Here is a 24771-nt window from a genome sequence, read left to right on the forward strand (position 1 = left end):
TTGGGTCTGATGTTATTAATCGCGCTGTTGCTTACGCGATGGGTCGAGCAATACGGCAAGAACGATCAATGCGCCTTTGATAATTTGTTGGTAGTACGATTGCACGCCGAGCAGATCGAGGCCGTTATTCATCACCCCGATAATCAGCACGCCGAAGAAGGTGCCGACCAGCGTACCGACGCCGCCGGCCATGCTGGTGCCACCGATCACCACCGCTGCGATGGCGTCCAGCTCATACCCTGCGCCGGCGTTGGTCTGCGCCGAACCGGTGCGTGCGGTGAGGATCAGGCCGGCGATGCCGGCCAGCGCGCCGCACAGCGTATACACCAGTATTTTGATGCGCGTGACGTTAATCCCCGAGGTGCGCGCGCTTTTCGGGTTGCCGCCGACGGCGTAGATGTAGCGCCCGAAGAGGGTTTTATTCAGCACCAACCAGGCGAGGGCGAACAGCACGATGAAGATGATGACCGGCACCGGAACGCCGCCGACATAACCATTGCCCAACCAGCGGAAATCGCTGTTCAATTGCGAAACCGGATTGCCGTTGGTGGTCAACATGGTTAAACCGCGCGCCGCAGAGAGCATGCCCATGGTGACGATAAAGGGTTGCAGCCGGTAGCGAGCCAACACGGTGCCGTTCACCAGGCCGCAGACGATCCCGATGCCCAGCGCCACGATCAGCGGCGCCATGACGGCGGTCGCGGTGTCGCCGATAGCCAATCCGCTGTTGTTGGTGGCGAAGCGGGCGGCGACGATCCCGCTTAGCGCCAGCACCGAGCCCACGGAGAGATCGACGCCGGCCGTAATGATGACGAAGGTCATGCCGATCGCCAGAATGCCGTTGATCGAGACCTGGCGCAGGACGATCAGGGTGTTTTCATTGCTGAGAAAATAATTGCTGCTCCAGGCCCCCTGGGCGACCTGATATTCGCCAATCAGCGCCACGATCAGGCACAGCGCGAAGAAGGCGATGATAATGCCGTATTTGTGCATACGGCGCTTATTGCGGGTGAAAAATGAAATTCCTGGTGATAAGGAGTGGGCGCTGCTCATTTTTTTTCTCTCTCTGTTAAACCGCAAGTTTCATCAGTGCTGCCTGGGTCGCATCGGCTGCCGAAAGCTCACCGGCCAACTGCCCGTCACGAAACACCAATATGCGATCGCTCATGCCGATAATTTCCGAAAGCTCGGAGGAAACCATGATGATCCCCTTGTTTTGCAAGGCGAACTCCGACATAAATCGATAGATCTCTTTCTTGGCGCCGACGTCGATGCCGCGCGTCGGCTCGTCGAGCAACAACACCTCCGGATCCAGCAGCGCCCAGCGGCCCAGCACCACTTTTTGCTGGTTGCCGCCGCTCAGGTTGCCCACGGGCTGTTCGCCATCGTGGGTTTTAACGTTGAAGCGCTGGATCATGTCGCGGGTTCGCGCTTGCTCCCGTTTCTCGCTGACGAACCCCATTCGGCTGATGCCGGCAAAAGAGGCGATATTGATGTTTTCACTGACGGAACGGCACAGCACCAGGCCGGTTTCCTTGCGATCTTCCGTCACGTAGGCAATGCCGCTGTCGATGGCCTCTCGCGGGGAATGGCGGTTCAGCGTCTTGTCGCCCAAACGGATCGTGCCGCTGTCGGCATGCTGAATGCCGAAGATAAGATCGAGAAATTCGCTGCGGCCCGATCCCACCAGCCCGTAGATGCCCAGGATTTCACCGTGCTTAAGCTGCAGGCTGATATCCTTTATCTTGCTGCGCCAACACAGGCCGTTGACCTCCAGCAAGACCTCTTCGCCGGGCTGATTGAATTTGGCGAACTCGCTGTCGTACTCGCCGCCGATAATGTGTTCGATAAACTGCTCACGGGTAATGTCGGCGATATAACCTTCATGGATATAGGCGCCGTCGCGGAAAATGGTGTAGCTGTCCGCAATTTGAAATATCTCTGACAAACGGTGAGAGACGTAAATAATGCCTTTACCTTTCGCCGCCAATTGCTGAAGCGTCTGAAAGATTTTTTGCGCATCCTCCTCGCCAATCGCCGAGGTGGGTTCATCCATGATGATGATGTCGGCATTGGCATGCGACAGCGCTTTGGCGATCTCGACCAGCTGCTGCTCAGCGACGCTCAGGTTGCGCATTTTCTCTCGGGCGTCGATCTTGAAATCGAGTTCCTTGAGCAGGCTGGTGGTGCGTTGATTGAGCGTGGCGAAATCGACGAACCCCAGGCGTCTCGGCTCACGGCCCAGCCAAATGTTTTCGGCCACCGTCAGATCCGGGATCGCGCTCAGTTCCTGCTGCACGATGGCGATGCCGGCGTTGAGGGCTTCCCGGGGATGATGAAATTCACAGCGTTGGCCATTGATAAAAATGTCGCCGCCATCGGGTTGAATAAAGCCCATCAGAATGCTGAGAAAGGTGGATTTACCCGCGCCGTTGCCGCCGCACAGGGCATGGATGGAACCACGCCGCAGGCAAAACTCCGCATTCTTGAGCGCCACGACCGGGCCAAAGGCTTTTCTGACGCCGCTGACCTCCAGCAGGTAGGCGGGCGCTTGCGTATGGGGATCTCGCGTCACAGTTGCACCTCCGGGTAGGTCTGCTGCAAGCGTTGCAGGTACCGTTGATAAAGCGTCTCGTATTGCGCCCGTCTGCCGGCATGTGGCCGTGCGCGTGTGGCCTCATCCAGCGCAACGAAACGTTGGCACAGTTCGGACAACAACGCGCCGGCATTCCGCAGCGGATCGTCGGCCAACGTCGTCGCCCACATCGCCTGAATGGCGCCGCCCAGCGCAGCGGTCTCTTTGGCTTTCAGACAGACCACCGGGCACCCCATCACGTCCGCGACGATTTGTCGCCAGGCGGCGCTGCGAGCGCCGCCGCCGGTGAGGCGGATCTCGCGCGCTTCAATGCCCTGACGGCGAAACAGCTCGATGCCATAGCGCAGGCCATAGGTGGCGCTTTCGACCACCGCCAGGCAGAGATTGGCGCGGGTAAAATTGTCGCTATCGAGGTTATGCAGACTGGCGCGCGCGTGAGGCAACGGCGGAACGCGCTCGCCATTGAAGAACGGCAGCATCTCGACACCGCCTGCGCCGGGTGAGGCCTGCGCCAATAAACCGTTAAAGCCCGCAAGGTCCTCGTCCAGCAGCGTTTGTACCGCGGTGGTGGCCGAGGTGACATTCATGGTGCAAATCAATGGCAGCCACCCGTTGGTGCTGGAGCAGAAGCCGGCAATCATGTCTGATTCCGCCGCGACGGGGGCGGCAGACCAGGCGAATAGCGTGCCAGAGGTGCCCAGGCTCAGGGTGAGGGTGCCGGCCTCGATGTTGCCGGAACCGATGGCCGCCATCATGTTGTCGCCGCCGCCGGTCGATACCCGCACCGTTGGGCTGAGGCCGAGTTTTTCCGCCGCGGCGGGGCGCACCGTGCCGATGCAGCACTCCGCATTTTTGAGCGGCGGCAGGGCTTGCCACAGACGGCCGCTGTCATCGATGAGATCGACGGCGGCTTTGCTCCAGCTACGGGTGCGCACATCGAACAACCCGGTGCCGGAAGCGTCACCGTATTCCGCTACGCGCTCTCCGGTCAGCCAGAAGTTCAAATAATCATGAGGCAACAATACGGTGTGCAGTTTTGCCCACAACGCAGGATGGTGTGTCTTGAACCAAAGGATTTTTGACGCGGTATAACCGGTGGCGATCCGCAGGCCGAGTGTTTCCAGCGAGCCGTTGGCACCGCCGAGCTGCTGCAGGAGCCGTTCGTTTTCCTCTGCGGTTTCGGTATCGCACCACAGCTTGACGTTGTGCAGCACGTTGCCGTCTGCGTCCAGCGGTACAAACCCATGTTGTTGGCCCGAGACCCCCAGAGCATGAATTTCCCCGGCATCAATACCGGCGTTAGTCACGGCTTGGCGAAAAGCGATGACCAGCGCCTCAATCCACCAGTCGGCCTCCTGTTCGCGCCGGCCATTGGCTTGGCTGATGAGACGGTGAGGGGCGTTGCCCTCACCGAGGATCACGCCCTGTGTGCTGTCGACAATCACGACTTTCGTGCCTTGCGTACCGCAGTCTATGCCAGCATAGAGCGCCATAGGATCACTCCATTTCCAGCATGATTTTGATGTCCGAGGCATGTCCCGCCGCCGCGCGCTCAAAGGCGGCCACGCTGTCGGAGAACTTGTAGGTTTGGCTTATCAACGGCTGGACGCGCAATTTGCCGCTGCTCAACAGCCGCAGCGTGCGCGGGTACATGTTGGCGTAGCGGAAAATGGTCTTGAAGGTGATTTCCTTGGCCTGCGCGGCGACGATATCCATCGGCGCGGCATCGATCGGCATGCCGACCAGCACGGCGGTCGCTCCTGGCGCCGCATGTTCGGCCAGCGTAGCGATGGCCGGTTTTGCGCCGCTGCATTCAAACACGACATCGGCGCCATTGCCGCTGGTGAGCGCGGCCACTTTCCCCGCCAGGTCGCCGGTTTTGATATTGACGGCGTGCAGCCCCTCATAACTGGCCGCAACGGCGAGTTTTTCGTCAAACAGGTCGCAAATAATGACGTCCGAGCAGCCGCCCGCCAGCGCCGCGAGAGCGGTGACCACGCCGATCGGCCCGGCGCCGATCACCAGCGCGATATCGCCGGGTTTGATCCCGGCTTTGGTGGCCGCTTGCATGCCGATGGCCAGGGGTTCAACCATGGCGCCTTCAGCGAAACTGACGTTGTCCGGCAGTTTGAACGTGAATGCGGCGGGGTGGATGACGGTTTCGCGCAAACAGCCGTGCACCGGCGGCGTCGCCCAGAAGCGAACGGCGGGGTCCAGGTTGTAAATCCCGGCGCGCGTCTGCGCCGAGTTGAGATCGGGAATGCCGGGCTCCATGCAAACGCGATCGCCGACGCTGAGGTGAGTGACGTTTTCACCTGTCGCGAGCACCACGCCGGCGGCCTCATGGCCGAGCACCATCGGGGCTTTGACCACGAACGGGCCAATGCGGCCATGCTGGTAATAGTGCACATCGCTGCCGCAGATGCCCACGGAATGAATTTTTATCTGCACATCATCGGGCCCCAGCGTTTCGGCAAGCTGGACGTCCTCGATAGCGATTTCCCCCGCCTTGGCCAACACTAATGCTTTCATATTGCCTCCTGGTGAATCATTTTTATGGTAACGATATCATTTCAATGCGGCGATAGTGGGCCAAAGCGGGTGGTTAAACTGTGATCGATGTTGGAATTACTCGATGGGAGTTAATTTTGCTGGTGGGTTGTTATTCAATATGGGGATGAAGATCACAAAATCGGCGATGTAATGACGGTTTTAATATCAGCATTCTGATATCGATACCGTTACCTTGCAGGGGAAATGATGAACAAACAACAACGTGCCATAGCCGCTACGCTGGAATATTTGCGCGAGGCGGCCATCGTTCTGACCGAAGAAGAGCAGCAACGTATTGAAATTGCGACATTTGGCCTGGCCGACTATCCTGTCTCAGGGCTGCAGCTGCTGACCTATGTCAACTCACCTCGGTATTGTGCGAAAGAGTTGGTGCTGTTTCCTGAGCAGACTTGCCCAGAGCATTTGCATCCTCCTTTTGCCGGCACGCCCGGCAAGCAAGAGACGTTTCGCTGCCGTTGGGGTGAGGTGTTTCTGTTTGTCGACGATGAAAACCTGACGCTTAATGACGCCGGCGGTGAACCGGTATGCCGGGTGCCGGAAGGCGCGGAGCAGTGGTATACCTGCAATCGCTATATCCTCTTGCGGCCTGGCGAACAATACACCATCGCGCCCAATACCCGGCACTGGTTTCAGGCTGGAAAGCGGGGGGCGGTGGTGTCCGAGTTCTCTTCCGAGAGCCGTGACGAGCTGGATATCTTTACCGATCCCCGGATTAACCGGCTGGCAGGCGTAAACCATTAGCGCCACGATGAAAGTTCTGTCATGATGTTGTTAATGGTACAAAATGATAACCTTAAGCTAAGGAGCTGCATTTGGCGGTGGGGCGAGGACGGAAAGCGACGCTGGCTAGCGTGGCCGCACAGGCAAACGTCAGTAAAATCACCGCGTCGCGGGCATTTTCACAGCCGGACAAGGTTCATCCGGAAACGCTGCGCCGCATTCGGGAGACCGCTGCCGAACTCGGTTATGTGGTCAATGCTGCGGCGCGCAACCTGCGGGCGAAAAGCAGCAGAACCATCGGCATCGTCAACCCTGATATGGCCAACCCGTTCTTTGGCGGCCTGACGCGGTTGATGACGCTTGAAGCGCAAAAAATGGGATATGACACCCTGGTGTTCGATTCCTATGAGTCTCAGGAAAGCGAAGACAGAATCATCGACAAACTGATTGGCTACAACGTCGATGCGATCATTCTCTCGGTCATTTCCAACGATCATCTGTACCAGCCTTCCTATCTAAAGCGGTTGGAAACATTGAATATCCCGGTGGTATTGATCGACCGTGAGCTGGACAATCGCCACTGCAGCGGGGTGTATATCGATAACCTGGACTGCGGCCTTCAGGCGGGGCGCTGGCTGCTGGAACAGAAAGCGCAGCGGGTGGTAGTGGTGTCCGGGCCGGAGAACTCCAACGTTGCACGGGACAGGGTTACAGGGCTGCAGGCGGCGCTGCAAGGGAAAGTGGCGTCGTTTGAAGTGCTGTATGCCGATTTCTTTATGGATGTCGCCTGGCAAGAGACGAGCCGTTGGCTGGCCAATCACCGCGCCCCGGACTTTTTCGTTGGCTGCAATAACCAGATCTCCCTGGGCATTATCAAAGCCTGCATCGAACATCGGCTGCCGTTGATGCAGGAGGTGTCGCTGTTCAGCATCGATGAGGTTTCACATGCCGAGATCTACGGTTTTCATTTCCCGTGCGTGTCACACGACTTGCAAGAGATCGCTTGGCAAGCGTTGAATCTGGCGATCCGTCGTATTGCCGACCCCGAGATCAAGCCGGGCAAGGTGGTGGTGCGGGGAAAACTCGTCGCATAACGGCGCCGCCTTTCGCCTTATCCGTCATTTTTCAGCGCGTTGCGCTGTTTTGGGCTCATCCCGCCCGGCGGGACGGATTAGCAGCCATAAACCGCTTCCTGCCACCGCCGCGCCTAGCAGCATGGGCCAGGAAAGGGGTTCATTGAACATTAACCCTGCCCAGCAGAAGGTGACGAAGGGGCTGAGAAACAGCAGGCTCGTCACGCGCAGCGCAGAAGTGAGCCTTAGACAAAACCAGTACAGACCGTAGCCGGCCAGCGTCGCCAGTAGCGCGGTCCAAAGCACGCCGATCACAAACCCCGTCGTTACCGTTGGCAGCAGCGGGCCTTCCGCGCCGGCCATGGCGGCGAAAGCCAGCGCGGAAACCGCGCTTTGTATCCCCAGCGAGGATGGCAAACTCATTGCTTGCGTCTGCGGCAGCCGTTCCTGCCACAGCGTTGCCAGCGCCAGCGCCAACATCCCCGCCAGTGGCAACAGGTAACTCCACAATGGGGCGTCTCCCCATGAGATGGCGCTGCCGGTCGCCAGCGTTACCCCGCTAACCCCCAAGGCTAACCCGGACCAAACGCGGCCATCGGGCAAGCGGCGTTGCAACAGCATGCTCAGCAGCGCGGTGCCGAGTGGGAGCAAATCGGCGATGAGCGCGGCCAACCCGGCCGGCACGCCATATTCGATGCCTTTGCTGACGCCGGTCAGGTAACCGGTCATGGCGAGCAACCCAATCCCGGCGTGAACAGCTATCGTCAGCGGAGATGCGCGCCTGATGGCACGCACACTAAGCGGCAGCAACGCGAACGCGACCACCACGCAGCGCCAGAACGCCACCAGCAACACCGGCGCGTAATCGGCGGCGAAGCGGATGCCGACGAAGCCGGAGCTCCAGGCCACGATCAGCAGGACCTCGGCCGCAGCCAGCCAGAGGGCGGCTTTGCCGCGGTGGGAAGAGGGGCGAAATGGTGGCAGGGACATGATGGTCACCTCCTTTCCGCCCGATGGTAGTGAGTGGCTATAATTTAATAAATCGAATAATTTTCGTTCAGTTGTTTAATGGAGTTAAATTATGCGGCCGACATTGGATATCGATCTCTTGCGCACTTTTCACGCTATTGCGCGTTTGGGGCAATTTCGCGCGGCGGCGGCATTTGTCAATCGCAGCCCCGCCGCCGTGAGCGTGCATATCCGGCGCCTGGAACAGGTGGCGGGCGGCCGCTTGCTGGAGCGTGACAATCAGTCCGTGGCGTTGACGCCGCTGGGCCACAAGCTGCTGGCTTCGACGCTCGGGCTGCTGAGCGCCCATGACGATATTCTGCGGGAACTGCAGGGCGCGCCGCTAAGCGGCCATATCAAATTGGGGTTGCCTGATGAGTACGCTTCCCATGTGATACGCCATATTTTGCCGCGGTTTGCCGACAGTTTTCCCGCGGTGGAACTGGAGGTCTCTACCGCTGCCAGTCAGGCGCTGGCGGAACAAGTTGGCCGTAATCGGCTGCATCTCGCGCTGGTGGTTCAACCCTCGGGGAAACCGTGCCAGACACCGCTCGCGGTGACTGCGCCGGTGTGGGCCGGAGGCCGTTCGCTGGCGCTGCAGGCTAACCGGCCACTGCCGCTGGCGTTGCATGCCGCCGATTGCCCTTATCGTGAGGCTATGATCGATGCATTGACCAGGGCGGGAAGGCATTGGCGTGTGGTTGTGAGCAGCCCTTCGGCCAGCGTGGTGGCGGCTGCCGTTGAGGCAGGATTGGCCGTCACGCTGCTCGATCGCGCACGGATTTCGGCGGCGATGCGGATACTCGACGAATTGCCGTCGGTCACACCACATGAAGTGCAACTGCTCCGTTCTGCCACGGCCGCCAGCCAACCGGCGGTGGCGATGCTGGAAAGCGTCATCGGTGAGTATTTACGGTGGGGAACATGAATATCGGCAAGACGAATCGAGCACGAAGGTGACGGAGAGAGGTGGCTGGATCCGGGAACGCTGTATCGCGGGGCGTTCCCGGTATTGGGCGGTCTGGATATCAGAACACCTGTTTGAACGGTTTCACCGTCACGTCGGCATAGACGCCGGCGGCGATATAGGGATCCTGCTGCGCCCAGGCCTGGGCTTCCGCCAGCGAGGCGAATTCGGCGATCACCGTCGAACCGGTAAAGCCGGCGGCGCCGGGATCGTTGCTGTCGATGGCCGGGTTAGGGCCGGCGACCACCAGACGGCCGGCGTCGCGCAGCGCCTGCAGGCGCGCCAGGTGTGCCGGGCGCACCGCCAGACGGTTTTCCAGCGAATTGGGGACGTCTTGCGCGTAGATCAGATAAAGCATGTTTCACCTTTAAAATCATGGCTATAAAACGGTGCTACCAAGGTAGCGCAAAAGGCGCGGCAGGGGAACGGCATAGGGCGAATTTCCCGGCGGATTGGCGCTTATGCCTTGAAGCCGCTACTTTTTATTCGTATAGTGCGGCGCGCTTAAACTGATATGCCATTGAGGTGAGGACATGACGGAACTGGTAAGGGAAAAACTCGATTTGCCGGCGGGCAAAAACAAACTGCTGCTGCATTCGTGCTGTGCGCCCTGTTCCGGCGAGGTGATGGAAGCGATTCAGGCCTCCGGGATCGAGTATGCCATTTTCTTCTATAACCCCAACATTCACCCGCAAAAAGAGTATCTGCTGCGTAAAGAAGAGAACATCCGTTTCGCTGAGCAGCACGGGGTGCCGATTATCGATGCCGATTACGACACCGACAACTGGTTCGCCCGCGCCAAGGGGATGGAGAATGAGCCGGAGCGCGGCATTCGTTGCACCATGTGTTTTGATATGCGTTTCGAGCGCACGGCGCTGTATGCGCATGAGCATGGTTACGACACTATCTCCAGCTCGCTGGGCATCTCGCGCTGGAAGAACATGCAGCAGATCACCGACTGCGGCATCCGTGCGGCGGAAAAGTACCCCGATCTGGTGTACTGGGATTACAACTGGCGCAAGAAGGGCGGTTCGTCGCGCATGATAGAGATCAGCAAGCGCGAACGCTTCTATCAGCAGGAATACTGCGGCTGCGTCTATTCGCTGCGCGACACCAACCTGCACCGTAAGGCGCAAGGGCGGCCGCTGATCAAGCTGGGCGTGCTTTACTATGGCGATGAAGAATAACGCTGACTCACCGAAATTAACCCGCTCCGGCGGGTTTTTTACTTTTTGACGCCTGGCCAGACGTTAATAAAGCGTGTCGCCCCGGCGGTAAAAAAGCAACGGCCAGGTTAATATCCTTATGAGTTTGCTGGTTTTCGCCGCGCATACTGACGATTAAAGCGATAGTTTGCCTTTCGTTATTGAATATGATTGCTATTTGCATTTAAACTTGGCGAACCAGAGGAAACAGAATCATTATGCCGCTAAAAAAGATGTTCCTTAATCGCCGTATATCCGTGCCTTTCGTCTTGTCCGTAGGCCTGCACAGCGCCCTGGTGGCGGGATTGCTTTACGCTTCGGTAAAAGAAGTGGTGGAGCTGCCGAAGCCAGAGGACGCGCCGATCAGCGTCATGATGGTCAATACCGCCGCGATGGCCGAACCGCCGCCGCCGGCACCGGCCGAGCCGGAGCCGCCGCAGGTCGAACCTGAGCCGGAGCCAGAACCGGAACCTATTGTGGAGCCGCCGCCGAAGGCGATTGTGAAGCCGGAGCCGGTCAAGCCGAAACCGAAACCCAAGCCGAAGCCGAAGGTCGAAAAACCGGTGAAACCGGAGCCGAAAAAAGTCGAGCCGCGCGAACCGTCGCCGTTCAACAACGACTCGCCGGCCAAGCCGATCGACAAAGCGCCGGTGAAACAGGCGCCTGCCGCGCCGGTGCAGGGCAACTCGCGCGAGCTCGGCCCAAGGCCGATCAGCCGCGCCAATCCGCTCTATCCGCCGCGGGCCCAGGCTTTACAGATCGAAGGCAGCGTGCGGGTGCAGTTTGATATCGACAGCGACGGGCGCGTCAGCAACGTGCGTATCTTGTCGGCCGAACCGCGCAACATGTTTGAACGTGAAGTGAAGCAGGCGATGCGTAAATGGCGCTATGAAGCCAAAGAAGCGAAAGATCGCACCGTCACTATCCGCTTCAAGTTGAACGGCACCACCGAATTGAACTGAGTTTGGTCATACCAAAAAGAAAGGGTCGCCTCGGCGACCCTTTTTGCATTTGCAGTGTAGCGTCAGTTTATTCTTCGAAGCCGACGCGGAAATTCATTTTGCCCTCAGGCAGCGCGCGCGAGTTGCCTTCCGCATCGACCGCCACATAGGTGAACACCGCTTCGGTCGCCCGGTAGCGCTGGCCGATCGGGGCGGAAGAGACTTTTTTGACCCACACTTCGATATTGATGGTGATCGAGCTGCGTCCGGTGCGAATGCAGTGCGCATAGCAGCAAACCACGTCGCCTACCGCCACCGGTTTCAGGAAGGTCATGCCGTCTACGCGTACCGTCACTACGCGCCCCTCGGCGATCTCTTTTGCCTGGATAGCGCCGCCGATGTCCATTTGCGACATCAGCCAGCCGCCGAAGATATCACCGTTGGCATTGGTATCGGCCGGCATCGCCAGCGTGCGCAGCACCAGCTCGCCGCTGGGTAAAGGTCGTTGTTGTGTCATAGCAGTCTGCTTTTAAAAGGAGGAAATAACATCATACTGCCCGCGGCAAGCGCCGCAGGCATTAACAATTTTGTAACTATTTTTTCTGTTCTTCCGGCATGTGCCGGTAAATATAGATACCGCTGAGGAGGGTGAAGACCAGCGTCAGCACCGTCAGGCCAAAGACTTTGAAATTGACCCAGACGCTTTGCGGCAGCCAGAAGGCGACATAGATATTCGCCAGGCCGCAGGCCAGGAAGAAGACCGCCCAGGCCAGGTTAAGGTTGCTCCACACTTTGTCCGGCAGCGTCAGCTCTTTACCCAGCATGCGCTGAACCAGCGGTTTTTTGAGCACCCATTGGCTGATCAGCAGCGCCAGCGCGAACAGCGCGTAAATCACCGTGACCTTCCATTTGATGAACAAATCGTTGTGGAACACCAGCGTCAGGGTGCCGAACACCAGCACCATCAGGAAGGTGATCAGCGTCATCTTCTCGACCTTGCGGTATTTCACCCAGGTGAACACCAGCGCCAGCGCGGTGGCGACAATCAACGCGCCGGAAGCGACGTAAATGTCGTACAGCTTGTAAAAAGCGAAAAAGACAATTAGCGGGAGGAAATCAAGAAACTGCTTCATAAATCAATCCATCATCTGTTCATCGGCCGACTATACCGGATTCGGCGAGCTCTGTGTACCGCCGGGCGTTGCCGATTATCGGCGTTTGGCCGGCGGATTTCTGCCGCGAAAGCAGGAATTTGCATAAACTTACGCAAGAAAGCGCGGGCGCATTGCCAGCGCGGGCCGCAGGCCGCATAGTAAGCGTCATAATAACCAGATAATTTACCGCGGAAAACAGCATGCAGTGGAAATCTCTCCAGGCCCTGACGCCTGGTTTGACGCATTTATTGGGCTATCAACGCAGCTGGCTCAAGCCGGATATTCGCGCCGGTCTTTCCGTCGCCGCCGTGGCGTTGCCGGTGGCTATCGCCTACGCAGAGTTGGCCGGGGTCAGCCCGGTGGTGGGGCTCTATTCCTGCGTCTTGCCGATGGTGGCCTATGCGCTGTTCGGCTCGTCACGCCAGCTGATCGTCGGGCCCGATGCCGCCACCTGTGCGGTGATCGCCGCGGTGGTGACGCCGCTGGCGGCGGGCAATATGGAACGCCATTGGCAATTGACCATCATGATGACCGCCATGATGGGCGGTTGGTGCCTGCTGGCCAGCCGGTTCAAGCTGGGGGCGCTGGCGGATCTGCTGTCGCGGCCGATCCTCAGCGGGCTGCTGAACGGGGTGGCGATCACCATTATCGTCGATCAGATTGGCAAGGTGTTGGGGTTTACGATGCGCCCGGCACAGTTGATCGAGCGCATCTACGCGCTGCCCGGTAACCTGCTGCACAGCGACTGGCTGACGATGGCGGTGTCGTTGCTGACGCTGGTGACGCTGCTTGGATTTAAAAAATGGCGGCCTAATTGGCCGGCGCCGCTGTTCGCTATCGTGCTGGCGGCGTTCGTGACTTGGGCGGGCGGCCTGCAGCAGCATGGCGTGGTGACGGTGGGCGGTTTCAGCGGCGTGCTGCCGATCGTCCAGTGGCCGGACTTCCAGCCTGGTTTGCTGCGCGATATGGTGATCCCGGCGCTTAACCTGGCGGTCGTGAGCTTTGTCAGCATGATGCTCACCGCCCGCAGCTTCGCCGCCAAAAACGGTTATGAGGTGAACGCCGACGCTGAGTTTCGCGCGCTGGGACTGGTGAATATCGTCTCTGCACTGTCGCAAGGTTTCGCCATCAGCGGCGCAGATTCTCGCACCGCGGTGAATGACGCCAACGGCGGCAAGAGCCAGTTGGTGTCGATCATCGCCGCCGCTGTCATCGCCTTTGTCTTGCTGTTCCTGATGGCGCCGCTGCAGTTTATTCCTGTGGCGGGATTGGGTGTGGTGCTGATGTATGCGGCCTGGTCGCTGCTGGACATTCGCGGCATCTGGATCTTGCGCCGTCGCAACGCGCAGGCGTTCCGCCTGGCGCTGTTTACCTTCCTCAGCGTGCTGCTGGTGGGCGTGATCAGCGGCATCGGGCTGGCGGTGTTGCTGGGGCTGATGCAGTTTCTGCGCACCGTCTTCCGGCCGACGGAACAACTGCTGGGCGTCAACGATGAAGGCATGATCCATTCCATGGGCAATAACAATGGGGTGAAGGCGGTACCTGGCGTCATGATGTATCGCTTCAATTCGCCGCTGACCTATTTCAACGTGGCGTATTTTAAACGCCGCATCCTCAATTTGGTCGACGGCACGCCGTTCCAGCCGCGCTGGGTGGTGGTGGACGCGGTGGCCAGCTTTACCCATGCCGACATCAGCGTGCTGGCGGCCATCGACGAACTGAAACGCGATTTGTTACAGCGTAACGTAAGGCTGGTGCTGGCGGGGCGCCGCACCGAGCTGACGCGCTGGTTCCGCATCAACCGATTGGGGCGTGACAAAGAGCTGATTTTGGTGCCGGACCTGTATCTGGCGCTGAAGCTGATTCAGAGTAAGGAGCAGGCGGAAGCCGCCACGGCGGGGTAAACAAAAAAGGGGCGCGCCGAAGCGTGCCCCTTGGGTTTTGGTGGCGCCGGCCTTAGCCGCGCAGCAGCATATACAGACGGAACAGATAGATCAGCAGCAGGGCGGACACCAGGTTGCTCAACGCGGTCAACACCACGCTGGCGACGTTCGGCGTCAGCACCGACAGATGGCTCACCAGGAACAGCACCAGCAGCTTGGCCGCCAGCCACAGCATCATCGCCGGCACAATCACGCGCGCATTGGCGAAGGCCAGTTTGCTGCTCAACTTGAGCGAAGCGAACACGCCTTTTTTGTCGACGGAGGCGATCACCGGCGCCAGCGCGAAGGCGATAGCCATCAGCACGCCCGGCACCACAAACAGCGTCAGGCCGAGCTGGATCAGCAGGGTGCAGATAAACAGCAGCAGCAGCAGGCGCGGCAAGTCGGGCGCCGAGGCGCCGAGCGCGCGCAGGGCGCTGGTGCGTTGCCCTTGCGACACCAGACGGATCAGCGTCAGCATCCCGCCGACCAGCAGCACGTTGCCGACCAGCGCAGAGAAGGTGGCGGCCGCCGACACTTTCAGCAACACCATCTGCTGTTCCGGCGTCATCTGCTGGATCACTTCCTGAATGCCCATGCCGGTAGACGAGGCGAAATCGCTGGTGGTGGCAGCGAGCGTCGCCAACTGTTCGGCATCAGGGCTGAAGGCCTGATTCAGCAGCACGGAGATAAACGCCGTCAACAGCGCCAGCATCAGGATGCTGGCCAGTTGGTTGCGTAAAAAGTTAAAACTGTCACGGTACAAAGCGTTGGCCGTGATAGGCATGCAGACTCCTTGGCGTCGGGAAAACAGAGATAAATCAGTGGGTGATTGTACCCTGTTCCACGCCGCTGTGGCACCCCGCGAATTGCACTACGCCTATTTCTTCAACGATCGTCGTCTCAGGCAGCGAAAGCGGCAAGGTCACCGGCAACGGCGGCAGGCCGTAGCGTTCGCGGGCGCGATCGCAGGCTTCGTTGCGCAGGCCGTTTTCACCGGACTGATCGAACTCCCTGCACGGGCTGGGCCGATTAAGGTAGATCGAGCAGGAAACGGCTTTACCTATTTCACCGTCCAGCGCGCTGCAGCGGGGGGACTTGCTGTTGGTCCCCTGCATGCAGCGCAGGAACGGGGTCAAAGGCTCTGTTAAGGAAAGGGGAACGGTGCCGCCGCCGTCTTCGGCTTCGGCCCAATAGAATGACACTCGAAAATAACCGCAGCATGCGCCGCAGCTGACACAGGGATTAAGGATTTCGCTCATCTTGATTGCCCACCGACTCCTCACGGCACCAACCAAAACCAACACGGAAAATGAAATTACCTCAGCCGCATTTTTCTCCGCAACAGAAATTTGAACATGTAGATAATTTGCAACAAAATCGATTTTTTGATGCAGATCAATCCTTGATTTATTAGACGGTTAGGTAACCTTGTTTTTAGTGGGATTTTAAATTTTTACACATAAGATGTGATCTCGATGGGATCACAAATACCCGAAAGTAGGTATATTCCCCCTCGAGCGATTAACCACACAAATGGAATGGATAATGAAAAAGACAACTCTGATGGTATTGGCGACGATGATGGCGCCTATGTTGGCAAGTGCGCATCAGGCCGGTGATTTCCTGTTCCGCGCGGGCACCGCGACGGTGCGTCCAAATGCAGGTTCGGACAACGTGTTGGGGTTGGGTTCGCTGGATGCGAAAAACAACACCCAGCTCGGTCTGACCTTCGGTTACATGGTGACGGACAACATCGGCGTTGAGTTGTTGGCCGCGACGCCATTCCGCCACAAGGTTACGCTGGGCGGCACTGATTTGGCGACCGTTCACCAACTGCCGCCTACGCTGATGGCGCAATACTATTTCGGCGACAAGCAGGATAAGCTGCGTCCTTACCTGGGCGTCGGCGTTAACTACACCACTTTCTTTGACGAGAAGTTCAATGACTACGGCAAAAGCGCCGGGTTGAGCAACCTCGATCTGAAAGATTCCTGGGGCGTGGCGGCGCAGGCCGGCCTGGATTACAACCTGGATGAGCACTGGATGCTGAACATGTCGGTGTGGTGGATGAACATCGAAACCAAAACTCGCTTCAACGATGCGAACGGTGGGCACCACAGCTTCGATACGCGTCTGGATCCGTGGGTGTTCATGTTCGGGGCGGGTTACCGCTTCTGATGAAGGCCACAAACAGGGAGGCGTTGCGCCTCCCTGTGTCGGTATTATTTAAGTTGCATCACGTTTTCAACAGATTTCACGCCGGCAACGCCGCGAGTGACCTGCACCGCACGATTGGCGTCATCGCTGGACGTCACGAAACCGCTCAGCTGAACGCGCCCTTTAAAGGTTTCCACGCTGATCTCACGTGACTTGATGTTTTTATCCGCCAGCAGTGCCGATTTCACTTTGGTGGTGATCACCGTGTCATCGATATAACCGCCCGTTCCCTCAGATTTCGCCGTCGGCGCGCAAGCGCTCACCGCGACCGCCACAACGGCGGCCATGCACAAGGCCGAAAGGGTTTTAAAAAGCTTCATAAATTACTCTCCATGCAATGTTATGGTTGAAACTCGTACGGTTTTTCGCCGCAGCGAGCGCATTCCCCAAATCAAACGAAGAAATGCATAGCGAACAAAGTTCATTGTGAGACAAGACCTGCGTTTGTTCAAATTTTTGCTGTAAATAAATGGAACAAACTTTGAGGGGAAACAAGCTGTTAAAGCGAGCGCCGGCGGGGCGCTCGCTGGAGAGGATCACGCCCGGGTGGCGCGCTTCATATTGCTGACGAAGGCCGCCAGCCTGGTCAGCATCTCCGTCGGGTTGGCATGGTGCTGTTCGATGATTTTGACGATGGCCGAGCCGGAGATCGCGCCGGCGGCCCCGGCCTGCAGCGCGGCCTTCACCTGCTCGGGCTCGGAGATGCCGAAGCCCTGCAGCGGCGGCGCGGCATGATACTCGCGCAGCTTGTTCACCAGGTGATGCAGCGGCAGCTGCGCCCGGCTTTCGGTGCCGGTGACGCCGGCGCGCGACAGCAGGTAGGTATAGCCGCGGCCGTGCGAAGCGATTTCGCGCAGCAGATCGTCATCGGCGTTCGGCGGGCAGATGAAGATGGGTGCGATACCGTGACGAGCGGCGGCGGCGCGGAACGGCGCAGACTCTTCAAACGGCACGTCGGCGACCAGCACCGAATCCACGCCCACTTCGGCGCAGCGTTGGTAAAACCCATCGATGCCTTTATGGAACACCAGATTAGCGTACATCAGCAGGCCGATGGGAATGGTCGGGTGCTTCTGGCGGATGGCCGCCAGCATCTCGAAGCACTGAGTCGGCGTGACGCCGGCGGCGAAAGCGCGCAGCGTCGCGCTCTGGATGGTTGGGCCATCCGCCAGCGGATCGGAGAAGGGGATGCCCAGCTCCAGCGCATCCGCGCCCGCTTCGATCAGGGTGTCGATAATCTGCAGCGACAGCGTCGGATTAGGATCGCCCAGCGTCACGAACGGGACGAAGGCGCCTTCCTTGTTGCTTTCCAGGCGTTTGAACAGTTGCTGATAACGTTCCATCAGATTTCTCCCCGTGCTTTCAAAATGTCGTGAACGGTAAATATGTCTTTGTCGCCGCGGCCGGACAGGTTGACCACCAGGATCTGTTCTTTCTGCGGCGTTTCACGGATCATTTTCAGCGCGTGCGCCAGGGCGTGTGAGGATTCCAGCGCCGGGATGATGCCTTCATGGCGCGACAGCGCCTTGAACGCTTCCAGCGCTTCGTCGTCGGTGATCGACACGTATTCGGCGCGGCCGATACTGTTCAGGAAGGCGTGCTGCGGCCCGACGGACGGGAAGTCCAACCCGGCGGAGATTGAATAGGATTCTTCAATCTGGCCTTCGGCGGTCTGCATCATCGGCGCTTTCATGCCGAAGTAGATGCCGACGTGGCCATGCTTGAGCGGCGCGCCGTGCTGACCGGTTTCGATGCCCAGACCGGCGGGTTCCACGCCGATCAGACCCACTTCGGCGTCATCGATAAAATCGGCGAACATGCCGATGGCGTTGGAGCCGCCGCCGACGCAGGCGATGACGGCATCCGGCAGGCGGCCTTCGCGCTCCAGCACCTGCGCTTTGGTTTCTTCGCCGATCATGCGCTGGAATTCACGCACGATGGTGGGGTACGGGTGCGGGCCGGCGGCGGTGCCGAGCATATAGTGGGCGGTTTCATAGCTGCCGGACCAGTCGCGCAGCGCTTCGTTGCAGGCGTCTTTCAGCGTAGCGGAGCCGCTGTGCACCGGGATCACTTCCGCGCCCATCAGCCGCATGCGGAAGACGTTCGGCGACTGGCGCTCAACGTCTTTGGCACCCATATAGATGCGGCATTTCAGGCCGAGCAGCGCGCAGGCCAGCGCTGACGCGACGCCGTGTTGGCCGGCGCCGGTTTCCGCGATGATCTCGGTTTTGCCCATGCGCTTGGCCAGCAAGGCCTGACCCAGCACCTGGTTGGTCTTGTGTGCGCCGCCGTGCAGCAGGTCTTCACGCTTCAGATAAAGCTTGGTGTTGCTGCCGGCAGTGAGGTTTTTGCACAGCGTCAGCGCCGTCGGGCGGCCCGCGTAGTTCTTCAACAGATCGATAAATTCCGCCTGAAACGCCGGATCGCGCTGGGCGCTGACAAAGGCTTCTTCCAGTTGTTTCAGGGCCGGCATCAGAATTTGCGGCACGTATTGGCCACCAAATTCGCCGAAGTAGGGGTTAAGCAGCGTCATGAGAGTTCCCGTTATTATCCGTTATTAATATAGAGCCGTATTCAGTAGGCGCGCAGGGTCTGGAAGACCGAGGCCAGGCGCGCGGGATCTTTGATGCCCGGTTCGCTTTCCACGCCGGAGTTGAAGTCCAGCCCGGCGCAGCCGAGCTTGGCCGCTTCGACGCAGTTGTCGGCGCGCAGGCCGCCCGCCAGCATCACGTTAGTCAGATCTTCGCCTTGCAATACCGACCAGTCGAAGCGTTGGCCGGTGCCGCCGGCGCCGTTGTCGAGCAGGTAGCGATCGACATGCTGCAGATCGCGCGCCGGCACTCGATCTTTCACGCTCAGCGCTTTCCAGATGCGGCAATCGGCCGGCAAACGGGCGCGCAGGGCGCTGATATAGGCCTGGTCTTCCGCGCCGTGCAGTTGCACCGCGTGCAGCCCGAGGCGCTCAACGGTCAACGCCACGGTATCGAGCTGGGCGTCGCAGAACACGCCGACATACTTCAGCGGCGCGCCGGAGATCACTTCGCGGGCGCGGGTGATGTCCACATAGCGCGGTGAACGGCCGACGAAGATTAGCCCGCCGTAGATGGCGCCGGCCTGATAGGCGGCGGCGGCGTCCTGCGGACGAGTCAGGCCGCACACTTTGTTGTCGCCGAGGATCACGCGGCGCACGGCGGCGCGCAGATCGGGTTCCGACATCAGCGCGCTGCCGATCAGGAAGCCGTTGGCGTAATGGCTCAGCTCGCGGATCTGCCCATAGTTGTTGATGCCTGACTCGCTGATCACCGTCACGCCATGCGGCACGCGCGGCGCCAGCTGGCGGGTGCGGTTCAGATCGATGCTCAGATCGCGCAGATCGCGGTTGTTGATGCCGACCACGCGCGCTTCCAGCGCGATCGCGCGCTGCAGTTCTTCTTCACTGATCACTTCGGTCAGCACGCCCATATTCAGGCTGTGGGCTACCGCCGCCAGTTGGCGATACTGGTCGTCGGTCAACACCGACAGCATCAGCAGGATGGCATCGGCCTGATAGTAGCGCGCCAGGTAAATCTGATATGGATCGATGATAAAGTCTTTGCACAACACCGGTTGGCTGACGGCTTTACTGACCAGCGGCAGGAAATCGAAGCTGCCCTGGAAGTATTTCTCGTCGGTCAGCACCGAGATCGCCGAGGCGAAATCTTTATACACCGTGGCGATCTCTACCGGATCAAAGTTCTCGCGAATCAGCCCTTTGGAAGGCGAGGCCTTCTTGCATTCGAGAATGAAAGCCGTCCGGGTGCCCTGCAGCGCGTGATAGAAACTGCGTTCACTCGGCACGATGTCGTTCTGAAAGCCGGCCAGGGGCTGTTGCTGTTGTCGCGCCGCGATCCATTGCGCTTTGTCGCGGACAATCTTGTGTAGCACGGTTTCCTGCATCATTTATCCTCTTGCCGCCAGTGCGATGACACGCTCATAGGCCTGCCCGCTGTTGATCATATCCAGTGCCTGCCGCGCATTTTGGCGCAGGTCTTCATGTCCGAATAACTTCAGAAGCAACGCGACGTTGGCCGCGACCGCCGCGGCGTGCGCCGGCTCGCCTTTACCTTGTAACAGCCGCGCCAAAATGTCACGGTTTTCTTCCGGCGTACCGCCCAGCAAGGCTTCCAGCGGATAGGTTTCCAATCCGAAGGACTGCGGCGTGAGCTGGTAGCTGCTGATTTCGCCGTTGTTCAATTCCGCCACGTGCGTCGGGGCGTGGATCGCCACCTCGTCCATGCCGCCGCCGTGAACCACCGCCGCACGCTGATAACCCAGCACGCGCAGGGTTTCGGCAATCGGCAGCACCAGTTCCGGGCTGTAAACGCCGATCAGCGCCAGCGGCGGGCGCGCCGGGTTGATCAGCGGGCCCAGCACGTTGAACAGTGTGCGGGTCTTCAGCTGCTGGCGCACCGGCATGGCGTGACGAAAACCGGTGTGGTACTGCGGCGCGAACAGGAAGCACACGCCAAGATCGTCCAACGCCTTGCGCGCCTCTTCCGCCGGCAGATCCAGACGGATACCGAACGCCGCCAGCAGATCCGAAGAGCCGGAACGGCTAGAGACGCTGCGGTTGCCGTGTTTGGCGATCTTCGCGCCGCACGCCGCCGCCACGAAGGCGCTGGCGGTGGAAATATTGATGCTGTTGGTGCCGTCGCCGCCGGTGCCGACGATATCGGCGAACAGATAGTCAGGGCGCGGGAACGGCTGAGCGTCGTCCAGCAGCGCTTTGGCGGCGCCGGCGATCTCTTCCGGGCGCTCGCCGCGGACTTTCATGCTGATCAACGCCGCCGCCAGTTGGCTCGGCTCCAGCTCGCCGCGCACGATGGCGCTGAACAGCTGTTGGCTTTCCTGCTGGCTCATCGACTCGGCGCGGTACAGTTTCTCAAGAATAGGTTGCATCGTCGTGTTCCTTATATTACTTCGCCAGCGCCCAGGCCAGGGTCTGCTCAAGCAGGCGCGCGCCGTGGGTGGTCAGAATCGATTCCGGGTGGAACTGGAAGCCGCACACGCGGCGGCGGTCGTCGCGCACCGCCATCACCATTTCGCCGAAACGGGCGTTGACGGTGAGATCGGCCGGGATATTGCTGCCGACCAGCGAGTGGTAGCGCGCCACTGGCAGCGGATTGGCCATGCCGGCGAACATGCCTTCGCCATCGTGAGCGATCGCCGAGGCTTTGCCGTGCAGGATCTCGCCCGCCTGGCCGACCTGGCCGCCATAGGCTTCGACGATCGCCTGGTGGCCGAGGCAGATGCCGATGATCGGCAGTTGGCCGCGCAGACGCTGCAGCAGTTCCGGCATACAGCCCGCTTCGGAAGGGGCGCCAGGGCCGGGCGACAGCATCAGCACCGGCTGTTCCATCTGTTGCAGACGCTCGATGATCACCTCGGCGGCGATCTGATTACGGTAAATAACCACCTGGTGGCCGCTGGCGCGCAGCTGATCGACCAGGTTGTAGGTAAAGGAGTCGACGTTGTCGAGCAGCAGGATATCGGCCATCAGAACACCTCCTTGGCATGGTGCGCAGTGGCGATGGCGCGCAGCACGGCACGGGCTTTATTACGGGTTTCGTCGGCTTCCGCCTGCGGGACGGAATCCAGCACCACGCCGGCACCGGCTTGCACGGTGGCGATGCCATCTTCAACGTAGGCGGAGCGAATGACGATGCAGGTATCCAGATCGCCGGTGGCGGTGAAGTAGCCCACTGCGCCGCCGTAGCTGCCGCGGCGCGTGCCTTCGGAGGCGGCGATCAGCTGCATCGCCCGCACTTTCGGCGCGCCGCTGAGGGTGCCCATGTTCATGCAGGCCTGGTAGGCGTGCAGCACGTCGAGATCGGCGCGCAGGGTGCCCACCACGCGGGAAACCAGGTGCATGACGAATGAATAGCGATCCACTTTGGTCAGGTCGGCCACGTAGCGGCTGCCGGCCTGGCAGATGCGCGCCAGATCGTTGCGCGCCAGATCGACCAGCATCAAGTGCTCGGCCAGCTCTTTGTGGTCGGTGCGCATTTCCAGCTCGATGCGGCTGTCGAGATCCAAATCCAGCGACCCATCGGCGCGGCGGCCGCGTGGGCGAGTGCCGGCGATCGGGTAGATTTCGATTTGGCGATTGCCCGCGTCGTATTTCAGCGCGCTCTCCGGCGAAGCGCCGAACAGGGTGAAGTCATCATCCTGCATGAAGAACATGTACGGGCTGGGGTTGTTGTCTTTCAACGTTTGGTAGGCCGCCAGCGGCGCCGGGCACGGCAGGGTGAAGCGGCGCGACGGCACCACCTGGAAAATCTCGCCCTGGCGGATCGCTTCCTGCAGCTCGCTGACCACCGCGCCGTACTCTTCGTCGCTCTGGTTACAGCTCAGCTGCATGTTTTCCAGCGTTTGGTGCGGGATTGGCTGCGGGGGTTGTTGCAACTCAGCCTGCAGCTGTTCCAGGCGGTGCTGCAAACGCTGCGCTTCACTCGCCTGCTCACTGAAGACGCTGGCCTGCAGACGGGCCGAGCCGCGTTGATGATCCAGCACCAGCAGGGTTTCCGCCAGATAGAAGCAGAAGTCCGGGCAGCGTTGATCCTGGCGCAGCGCCGGCAGGTTTTCAAAACCGGCGACCAAATCATAGGCGAACAGGCCGCCCAGCATCACGGCTTCGCGCTCGTCCGCCGGGGAGTCCACCAGCGTCAGCAGTGTGCGCAGTGCGTCGAACACCGACAGGGAGCGCAGGCGCGCGTCTTCGTCCTGCACCTCGTCGATCGCCGGGAAGGTCAGCTCGCGGCCGTTAGGGCGTGCCTGATTGCGCACCTCGGGCGGCAGCGCTTCGTCCAGCAGCGGCAGCAGCGCCGCGCCGTTGGCGGTGAGCGCCTGCACGCTGACGGTGTGGCCCAGTGCGGTAATGCGCAGCGCGCTGTCGATCACCAGCAGGCTCTGCAGATTCTGTTTGCTGTTGATTTCCGCCGACTCCAGCAGCAGGGTGGCCGGACGGGCGCCGCACAGCTGGTGGAAAAGGGTGGTGGGATCGCCCCGGTAGCTGGCTTGCGCCTTCAGCAATGTCAGTTGTGGTTTGGTGTTCATCATCGGTGGTTCCAGTGAATTCTGTCCATAAAAAAGCCCGCATCAGGTGCGGGCTCAGGAAATCTGCATTGTCAGATGACAGCTATGCGCGATTACACCGCCCGCAAGAGGGAGGTACGCCACCAACCGTGAAGAGAAATGTATGTGTTCATTTGCAGACTCTCTTTTTTAACTCTCATCCGACACGGCCGTTGCCGTGAACTTGTGTACTAGTTAACTGGTTCGCGAAGGCAAAGTCAACCCTCTTTTTGCACAATGTTTTAGCGGTCAGCGTGAATTCTATTCATCGTCTGCCTGGCGCAGAATAGATTTCCGTCCGGCCGCCGATCGCGGGTATGATAGAAAGCCAAGCCATTGCCGGATAGCCGTTTTGACAGACAGTACCCCCCCATCCACCGCTTTTACTCTGTACGATCTCCACAGCCACACGACCGCCTCTGATGGCTACCTGACGCCAACGCAGCTGGTGCTGCGGGCGGTAGAGATGCGCGTGGGTGTGCTGGCGATCACCGATCACGACACCACCGCAGGCTTGGCTGAGGCCGCCGCCGCTATTGCGGAGCAGGCGTTGCCGCTGCGGCTGGTCAACGGGGTGGAAATCTCGACGCTGTGGGAAAACCATGAAATTCATATCGTTGGGTTGGGCATGGACGTCGCGCACCCGGCGCTGGTGGCGCTATTGGCGGAACAAACCGAACGTCGCAACCGGCGGGCACAGGAGATCGGCGCGCGTCTGGGTAAAGCGCGCATTCCCGACGCCTATGCCGGCGCCCAGCGGTTGGCGGGGGCCGGTGCGGTGACCCGCGGCCATTTCGCCCGTTACCTGGTGGAGATTGGCGTGGCGGACAACATGGCGCAGGTGTTCAAGAAATATCTGGCCAAAGGCAAAACCGGCTACGTGCCGCCGCAGTGGTGTACAATAGAACAAGCCATTGATGCGATTCATCAATCGGGCGGCCAGGCGGTGATAGCGCATCCCGGCCGTTACGATCTGACCGCGAAGTGGTTGAAACGTTTGCTGGCGCATTTCGCCGAACACGGCGGCGACGCCATGGAAGTGGCGCAGTGTCAGCAGGCGCCGCATGAGCGCTCGCAGTTGGCGAAATACGCCCAGGACTACCGCCTGTTGGCCTCGCAAGGATCTGATTTTCATCAGCCTTGTTCGTGGATCGAACTGGGCCGCAAACTGTGGCTGCCGGGCGGGGTCGAGCCGGTGTGGCGCGATTGGCCGCAGCCTGGCGAGGCGGTCTGATTTTTCGCGCGTGGCAACGCGCGCGGGCATCATTTTAGGAGCAA

The 24771-nt window shown here is 59.9% G+C and carries 23 protein-coding genes, 1 pseudogene and 1 other annotated feature; of the genes and pseudogenes, 8 read left to right on the top strand and 16 right to left on the bottom strand.

What is annotated here, in order from left to right; genetic code table 11:
- Positions 1–15 precede the first annotated feature (15 nt).
- From AC2CGQ_RS06150 to AC2CGQ_RS06165, 4 genes are all read right to left on the bottom strand, one after another.
- Positions 16–993, bottom strand: a complete 978-nt coding sequence (locus AC2CGQ_RS06150) for an ABC transporter permease (RefSeq protein WP_016927501.1) — start codon at positions 991–993, stop codon at positions 16–18.
- A 76-nt stretch (positions 994–1069) separates the two neighbouring features.
- Complete coding sequence (locus AC2CGQ_RS06155) at positions 1070–2575, bottom strand: sugar ABC transporter ATP-binding protein (RefSeq protein WP_484593516.1); 1506 nt, start codon at positions 2573–2575, stop codon at positions 1070–1072.
- Positions 2572–4089, bottom strand: a complete 1518-nt coding sequence (gene xylB, locus AC2CGQ_RS06160) for a xylulokinase (protein WP_044031109.1) — start codon at positions 4087–4089, stop codon at positions 2572–2574. Before xylB ends, AC2CGQ_RS06155 begins: the two co-directional genes overlap by 4 nt.
- 4 nt (positions 4090–4093) lie before the next feature.
- Positions 4094–5128 (bottom strand): NAD(P)-dependent alcohol dehydrogenase, encoded by a 1035-nt coding sequence (locus AC2CGQ_RS06165; RefSeq protein WP_154870287.1) that lies wholly within the window; start codon positions 5126–5128, stop codon positions 4094–4096.
- 228 nt (positions 5129–5356) lie between these two features.
- Between AC2CGQ_RS06165 and AC2CGQ_RS06170 the strand changes: the two genes are divergently transcribed.
- Both AC2CGQ_RS06170 and AC2CGQ_RS06175 read left to right on the top strand, forming a co-directional pair.
- Positions 5357–5911, top strand: a complete 555-nt coding sequence (locus tag AC2CGQ_RS06170) for a D-lyxose/D-mannose family sugar isomerase (RefSeq protein ID WP_154870288.1) — start codon at positions 5357–5359, stop codon at positions 5909–5911.
- 71 nt (positions 5912–5982) lie between these two features.
- Positions 5983–6984, top strand: coding sequence for a LacI family DNA-binding transcriptional regulator (locus AC2CGQ_RS06175; RefSeq protein ID WP_015378079.1), 1002 nt, complete (start codon positions 5983–5985; stop codon positions 6982–6984).
- Positions 6985–7008: 24 nt separating this feature from the next.
- Here the strand turns inward: AC2CGQ_RS06175 and AC2CGQ_RS06180 are convergent, their stop codons facing one another.
- Complete coding sequence (locus tag AC2CGQ_RS06180) at positions 7009–7953, bottom strand: DMT family transporter (protein WP_076740773.1); 945 nt, start codon at positions 7951–7953, stop codon at positions 7009–7011.
- A 91-nt stretch (positions 7954–8044) separates the two neighbouring features.
- Here AC2CGQ_RS06180 and AC2CGQ_RS06185 point away from each other — a divergent pair, with 91 nt between their 5' ends.
- Positions 8045–8899, top strand: a complete 855-nt coding sequence (locus tag AC2CGQ_RS06185; protein ID WP_172574760.1) for a LysR substrate-binding domain-containing protein — start codon at positions 8045–8047, stop codon at positions 8897–8899.
- 100 nt (positions 8900–8999) lie between these two features.
- On the opposite strand, the gene AC2CGQ_RS06190 is transcribed toward AC2CGQ_RS06185, so the two are convergent.
- A complete protein-coding gene (locus AC2CGQ_RS06190; protein ID WP_004932096.1) occupies positions 9000–9296 on the bottom strand; it encodes a YciI family protein in 297 nt (98 codons plus the stop codon).
- A gap of 175 nt (positions 9297–9471) precedes the next feature.
- On the opposite strand from AC2CGQ_RS06190, the gene AC2CGQ_RS06195 reads away from it, so the two are divergent.
- Both AC2CGQ_RS06195 and tonB read left to right on the top strand, forming a co-directional pair.
- On the top strand, positions 9472–10125 hold the full coding sequence (locus AC2CGQ_RS06195; protein ID WP_015378073.1) for an epoxyqueuosine reductase QueH: 654 nt from the start codon (positions 9472–9474) through the stop codon (positions 10123–10125).
- 236 nt (positions 10126–10361) lie between these two features.
- Positions 10362–11105: a TonB system transport protein TonB gene (tonB, locus tag AC2CGQ_RS06200; protein WP_021503828.1), complete on the top strand. Its 744-nt coding sequence runs from the start codon at positions 10362–10364 to the stop codon at positions 11103–11105.
- Between the two features lie 67 nt (positions 11106–11172).
- Here the strand turns inward: tonB and yciA are convergent, their stop codons facing one another.
- Positions 11173–11601 carry an acyl-CoA thioester hydrolase YciA gene (yciA, locus tag AC2CGQ_RS06205; protein WP_004932085.1) on the bottom strand — a complete coding sequence of 143 codons (429 nt, stop codon included), beginning with the start codon at positions 11599–11601 and terminating at the stop codon, positions 11173–11175.
- Between the two features lie 76 nt (positions 11602–11677).
- A complete protein-coding gene (locus AC2CGQ_RS06210) occupies positions 11678–12217 on the bottom strand; it encodes a septation protein A (RefSeq protein WP_004932082.1) in 540 nt (179 codons plus the stop codon).
- Between the two features lie 221 nt (positions 12218–12438).
- Between AC2CGQ_RS06210 and AC2CGQ_RS06215 the strand changes: the two genes are divergently transcribed.
- Positions 12439–14142 carry a SulP family inorganic anion transporter gene (locus AC2CGQ_RS06215; protein ID WP_484593517.1) on the top strand — a complete coding sequence of 568 codons (1704 nt, stop codon included), beginning with the start codon at positions 12439–12441 and terminating at the stop codon, positions 14140–14142.
- Positions 14143–14194: 52 nt separating this feature from the next.
- Here AC2CGQ_RS06215 and AC2CGQ_RS06220 read toward each other — a convergent pair whose 3' ends face one another.
- The gene (locus tag AC2CGQ_RS06220; protein ID WP_004932079.1) at positions 14195–14947 is read right to left on the bottom strand and encodes a YciC family protein; all 753 of its coding nucleotides are present in this window, start codon (positions 14945–14947) and stop codon (positions 14195–14197) included.
- Positions 14948–14981: 34 nt separating this feature from the next.
- On the bottom strand, positions 14982–15422 hold the full coding sequence (locus AC2CGQ_RS06225) for a YkgJ family cysteine cluster protein (protein ID WP_015378070.1): 441 nt from the start codon (positions 15420–15422) through the stop codon (positions 14982–14984).
- A 286-nt stretch (positions 15423–15708) separates the two neighbouring features.
- On the opposite strand from AC2CGQ_RS06225, the gene ompW reads away from it, so the two are divergent.
- Positions 15709–16341: an outer membrane protein OmpW gene (gene ompW, locus AC2CGQ_RS06230; protein WP_004932076.1), complete on the top strand. Its 633-nt coding sequence runs from the start codon at positions 15709–15711 to the stop codon at positions 16339–16341.
- Between the two features lie 44 nt (positions 16342–16385).
- Here the strand turns inward: ompW and AC2CGQ_RS06235 are convergent, their stop codons facing one another.
- From AC2CGQ_RS06235 to AC2CGQ_RS06260, 6 genes and pseudogenes are all read right to left on the bottom strand, one after another.
- Positions 16386–16700 (bottom strand): BON domain-containing protein, encoded by a 315-nt coding sequence (locus AC2CGQ_RS06235; protein ID WP_004932073.1) that lies wholly within the window; start codon positions 16698–16700, stop codon positions 16386–16388.
- Positions 16701–16916: 216 nt separating this feature from the next.
- Positions 16917–17723 (bottom strand): tryptophan synthase subunit alpha, encoded by an 807-nt coding sequence (gene trpA, locus AC2CGQ_RS06240; protein WP_021503826.1) that lies wholly within the window; start codon positions 17721–17723, stop codon positions 16917–16919.
- On the bottom strand, positions 17723–18913 hold the full coding sequence (gene trpB / locus AC2CGQ_RS06245; RefSeq protein ID WP_015378068.1) for a tryptophan synthase subunit beta: 1191 nt from the start codon (positions 18911–18913) through the stop codon (positions 17723–17725). Before trpB ends, trpA begins: the two co-directional genes overlap by 1 nt.
- A 41-nt stretch (positions 18914–18954) precedes the next feature.
- Complete coding sequence (gene trpCF, locus AC2CGQ_RS06250; RefSeq protein WP_031299679.1) at positions 18955–20316, bottom strand: bifunctional indole-3-glycerol-phosphate synthase TrpC/phosphoribosylanthranilate isomerase TrpF; 1362 nt, start codon at positions 20314–20316, stop codon at positions 18955–18957.
- A gap of 3 nt (positions 20317–20319) precedes the next feature.
- A pseudogene (gene trpD / locus AC2CGQ_RS06255) lies at positions 20320–21916 on the bottom strand (bifunctional anthranilate synthase glutamate amidotransferase component TrpG/anthranilate phosphoribosyltransferase TrpD).
- Positions 21916–23478, bottom strand: a complete 1563-nt coding sequence (locus tag AC2CGQ_RS06260; RefSeq protein ID WP_015378065.1) for an anthranilate synthase component 1 — start codon at positions 23476–23478, stop codon at positions 21916–21918. Before AC2CGQ_RS06260 ends, trpD begins: the two are co-directional and overlap by 1 nt.
- A 24-nt stretch (positions 23479–23502) precedes the next feature.
- Positions 23503–23606, bottom strand: a sequence feature (Trp leader region).
- 239 nt (positions 23607–23845) lie between these two features.
- Between AC2CGQ_RS06260 and rnm the strand changes: the two genes are divergently transcribed.
- Positions 23846–24727, top strand: coding sequence for an RNase RNM (gene rnm / locus AC2CGQ_RS06265; protein ID WP_484593518.1), 882 nt, complete (start codon positions 23846–23848; stop codon positions 24725–24727).
- Positions 24728–24771 lie beyond the last annotated feature (44 nt).

It is taken from the genome of Serratia sp. DFXYC6 (assembly GCF_057196085.1).

Excerpts from the sequence above, each read along its gene's own strand:
- AC2CGQ_RS06150 (WP_016927501.1), bottom strand. The coding sequence starts at position 993 with ATGCACAAATACGGCATTATCATCGCCTTCTTCGCGCTGTGCCTGATC.
- xylB (WP_044031109.1), bottom strand. The coding sequence starts at position 4,089 with ATGGCGCTCTATGCTGGCATAGACTGCGGTACGCAAGGCACGAAAGTC.
- AC2CGQ_RS06165 (WP_154870287.1), bottom strand. The coding sequence starts at position 5,128 with ATGAAAGCATTAGTGTTGGCCAAGGCGGGGGAAATCGCTATCGAGGAC.
- AC2CGQ_RS06170 (WP_154870288.1), top strand. The coding sequence starts at position 5,357 with ATGAACAAACAACAACGTGCCATAGCCGCTACGCTGGAATATTTGCGC.
- AC2CGQ_RS06180 (WP_076740773.1), bottom strand. The coding sequence starts at position 7,953 with ATGTCCCTGCCACCATTTCGCCCCTCTTCCCACCGCGGCAAAGCCGCC.
- AC2CGQ_RS06185 (WP_172574760.1), top strand. The coding sequence starts at position 8,045 with ATGCGGCCGACATTGGATATCGATCTCTTGCGCACTTTTCACGCTATT.
- AC2CGQ_RS06190 (WP_004932096.1), bottom strand. The coding sequence starts at position 9,296 with ATGCTTTATCTGATCTACGCGCAAGACGTCCCCAATTCGCTGGAAAAC.
- AC2CGQ_RS06195 (WP_015378073.1), top strand. The coding sequence starts at position 9,472 with ATGACGGAACTGGTAAGGGAAAAACTCGATTTGCCGGCGGGCAAAAAC.
- tonB (WP_021503828.1), top strand. The coding sequence starts at position 10,362 with ATGCCGCTAAAAAAGATGTTCCTTAATCGCCGTATATCCGTGCCTTTC.
- yciA (WP_004932085.1), bottom strand. The coding sequence starts at position 11,601 with ATGACACAACAACGACCTTTACCCAGCGGCGAGCTGGTGCTGCGCACG.
- AC2CGQ_RS06210 (WP_004932082.1), bottom strand. The coding sequence starts at position 12,217 with ATGAAGCAGTTTCTTGATTTCCTCCCGCTAATTGTCTTTTTCGCTTTT.
- AC2CGQ_RS06215 (WP_484593517.1), top strand. The coding sequence starts at position 12,439 with ATGCAGTGGAAATCTCTCCAGGCCCTGACGCCTGGTTTGACGCATTTA.
- AC2CGQ_RS06220 (WP_004932079.1), bottom strand. The coding sequence starts at position 14,947 with ATGCCTATCACGGCCAACGCTTTGTACCGTGACAGTTTTAACTTTTTA.
- AC2CGQ_RS06225 (WP_015378070.1), bottom strand. The coding sequence starts at position 15,422 with ATGAGCGAAATCCTTAATCCCTGTGTCAGCTGCGGCGCATGCTGCGGT.
- ompW (WP_004932076.1), top strand. The coding sequence starts at position 15,709 with ATGAAAAAGACAACTCTGATGGTATTGGCGACGATGATGGCGCCTATG.
- AC2CGQ_RS06235 (WP_004932073.1), bottom strand. The coding sequence starts at position 16,700 with ATGAAGCTTTTTAAAACCCTTTCGGCCTTGTGCATGGCCGCCGTTGTG.
- trpA (WP_021503826.1), bottom strand. The coding sequence starts at position 17,723 with ATGGAACGTTATCAGCAACTGTTCAAACGCCTGGAAAGCAACAAGGAA.
- trpB (WP_015378068.1), bottom strand. The coding sequence starts at position 18,913 with ATGACGCTGCTTAACCCCTACTTCGGCGAATTTGGTGGCCAATACGTG.
- trpCF (WP_031299679.1), bottom strand. The coding sequence starts at position 20,316 with ATGCAGGAAACCGTGCTACACAAGATTGTCCGCGACAAAGCGCAATGG.
- AC2CGQ_RS06260 (WP_015378065.1), bottom strand. The coding sequence starts at position 23,478 with ATGATGAACACCAAACCACAACTGACATTGCTGAAGGCGCAAGCCAGC.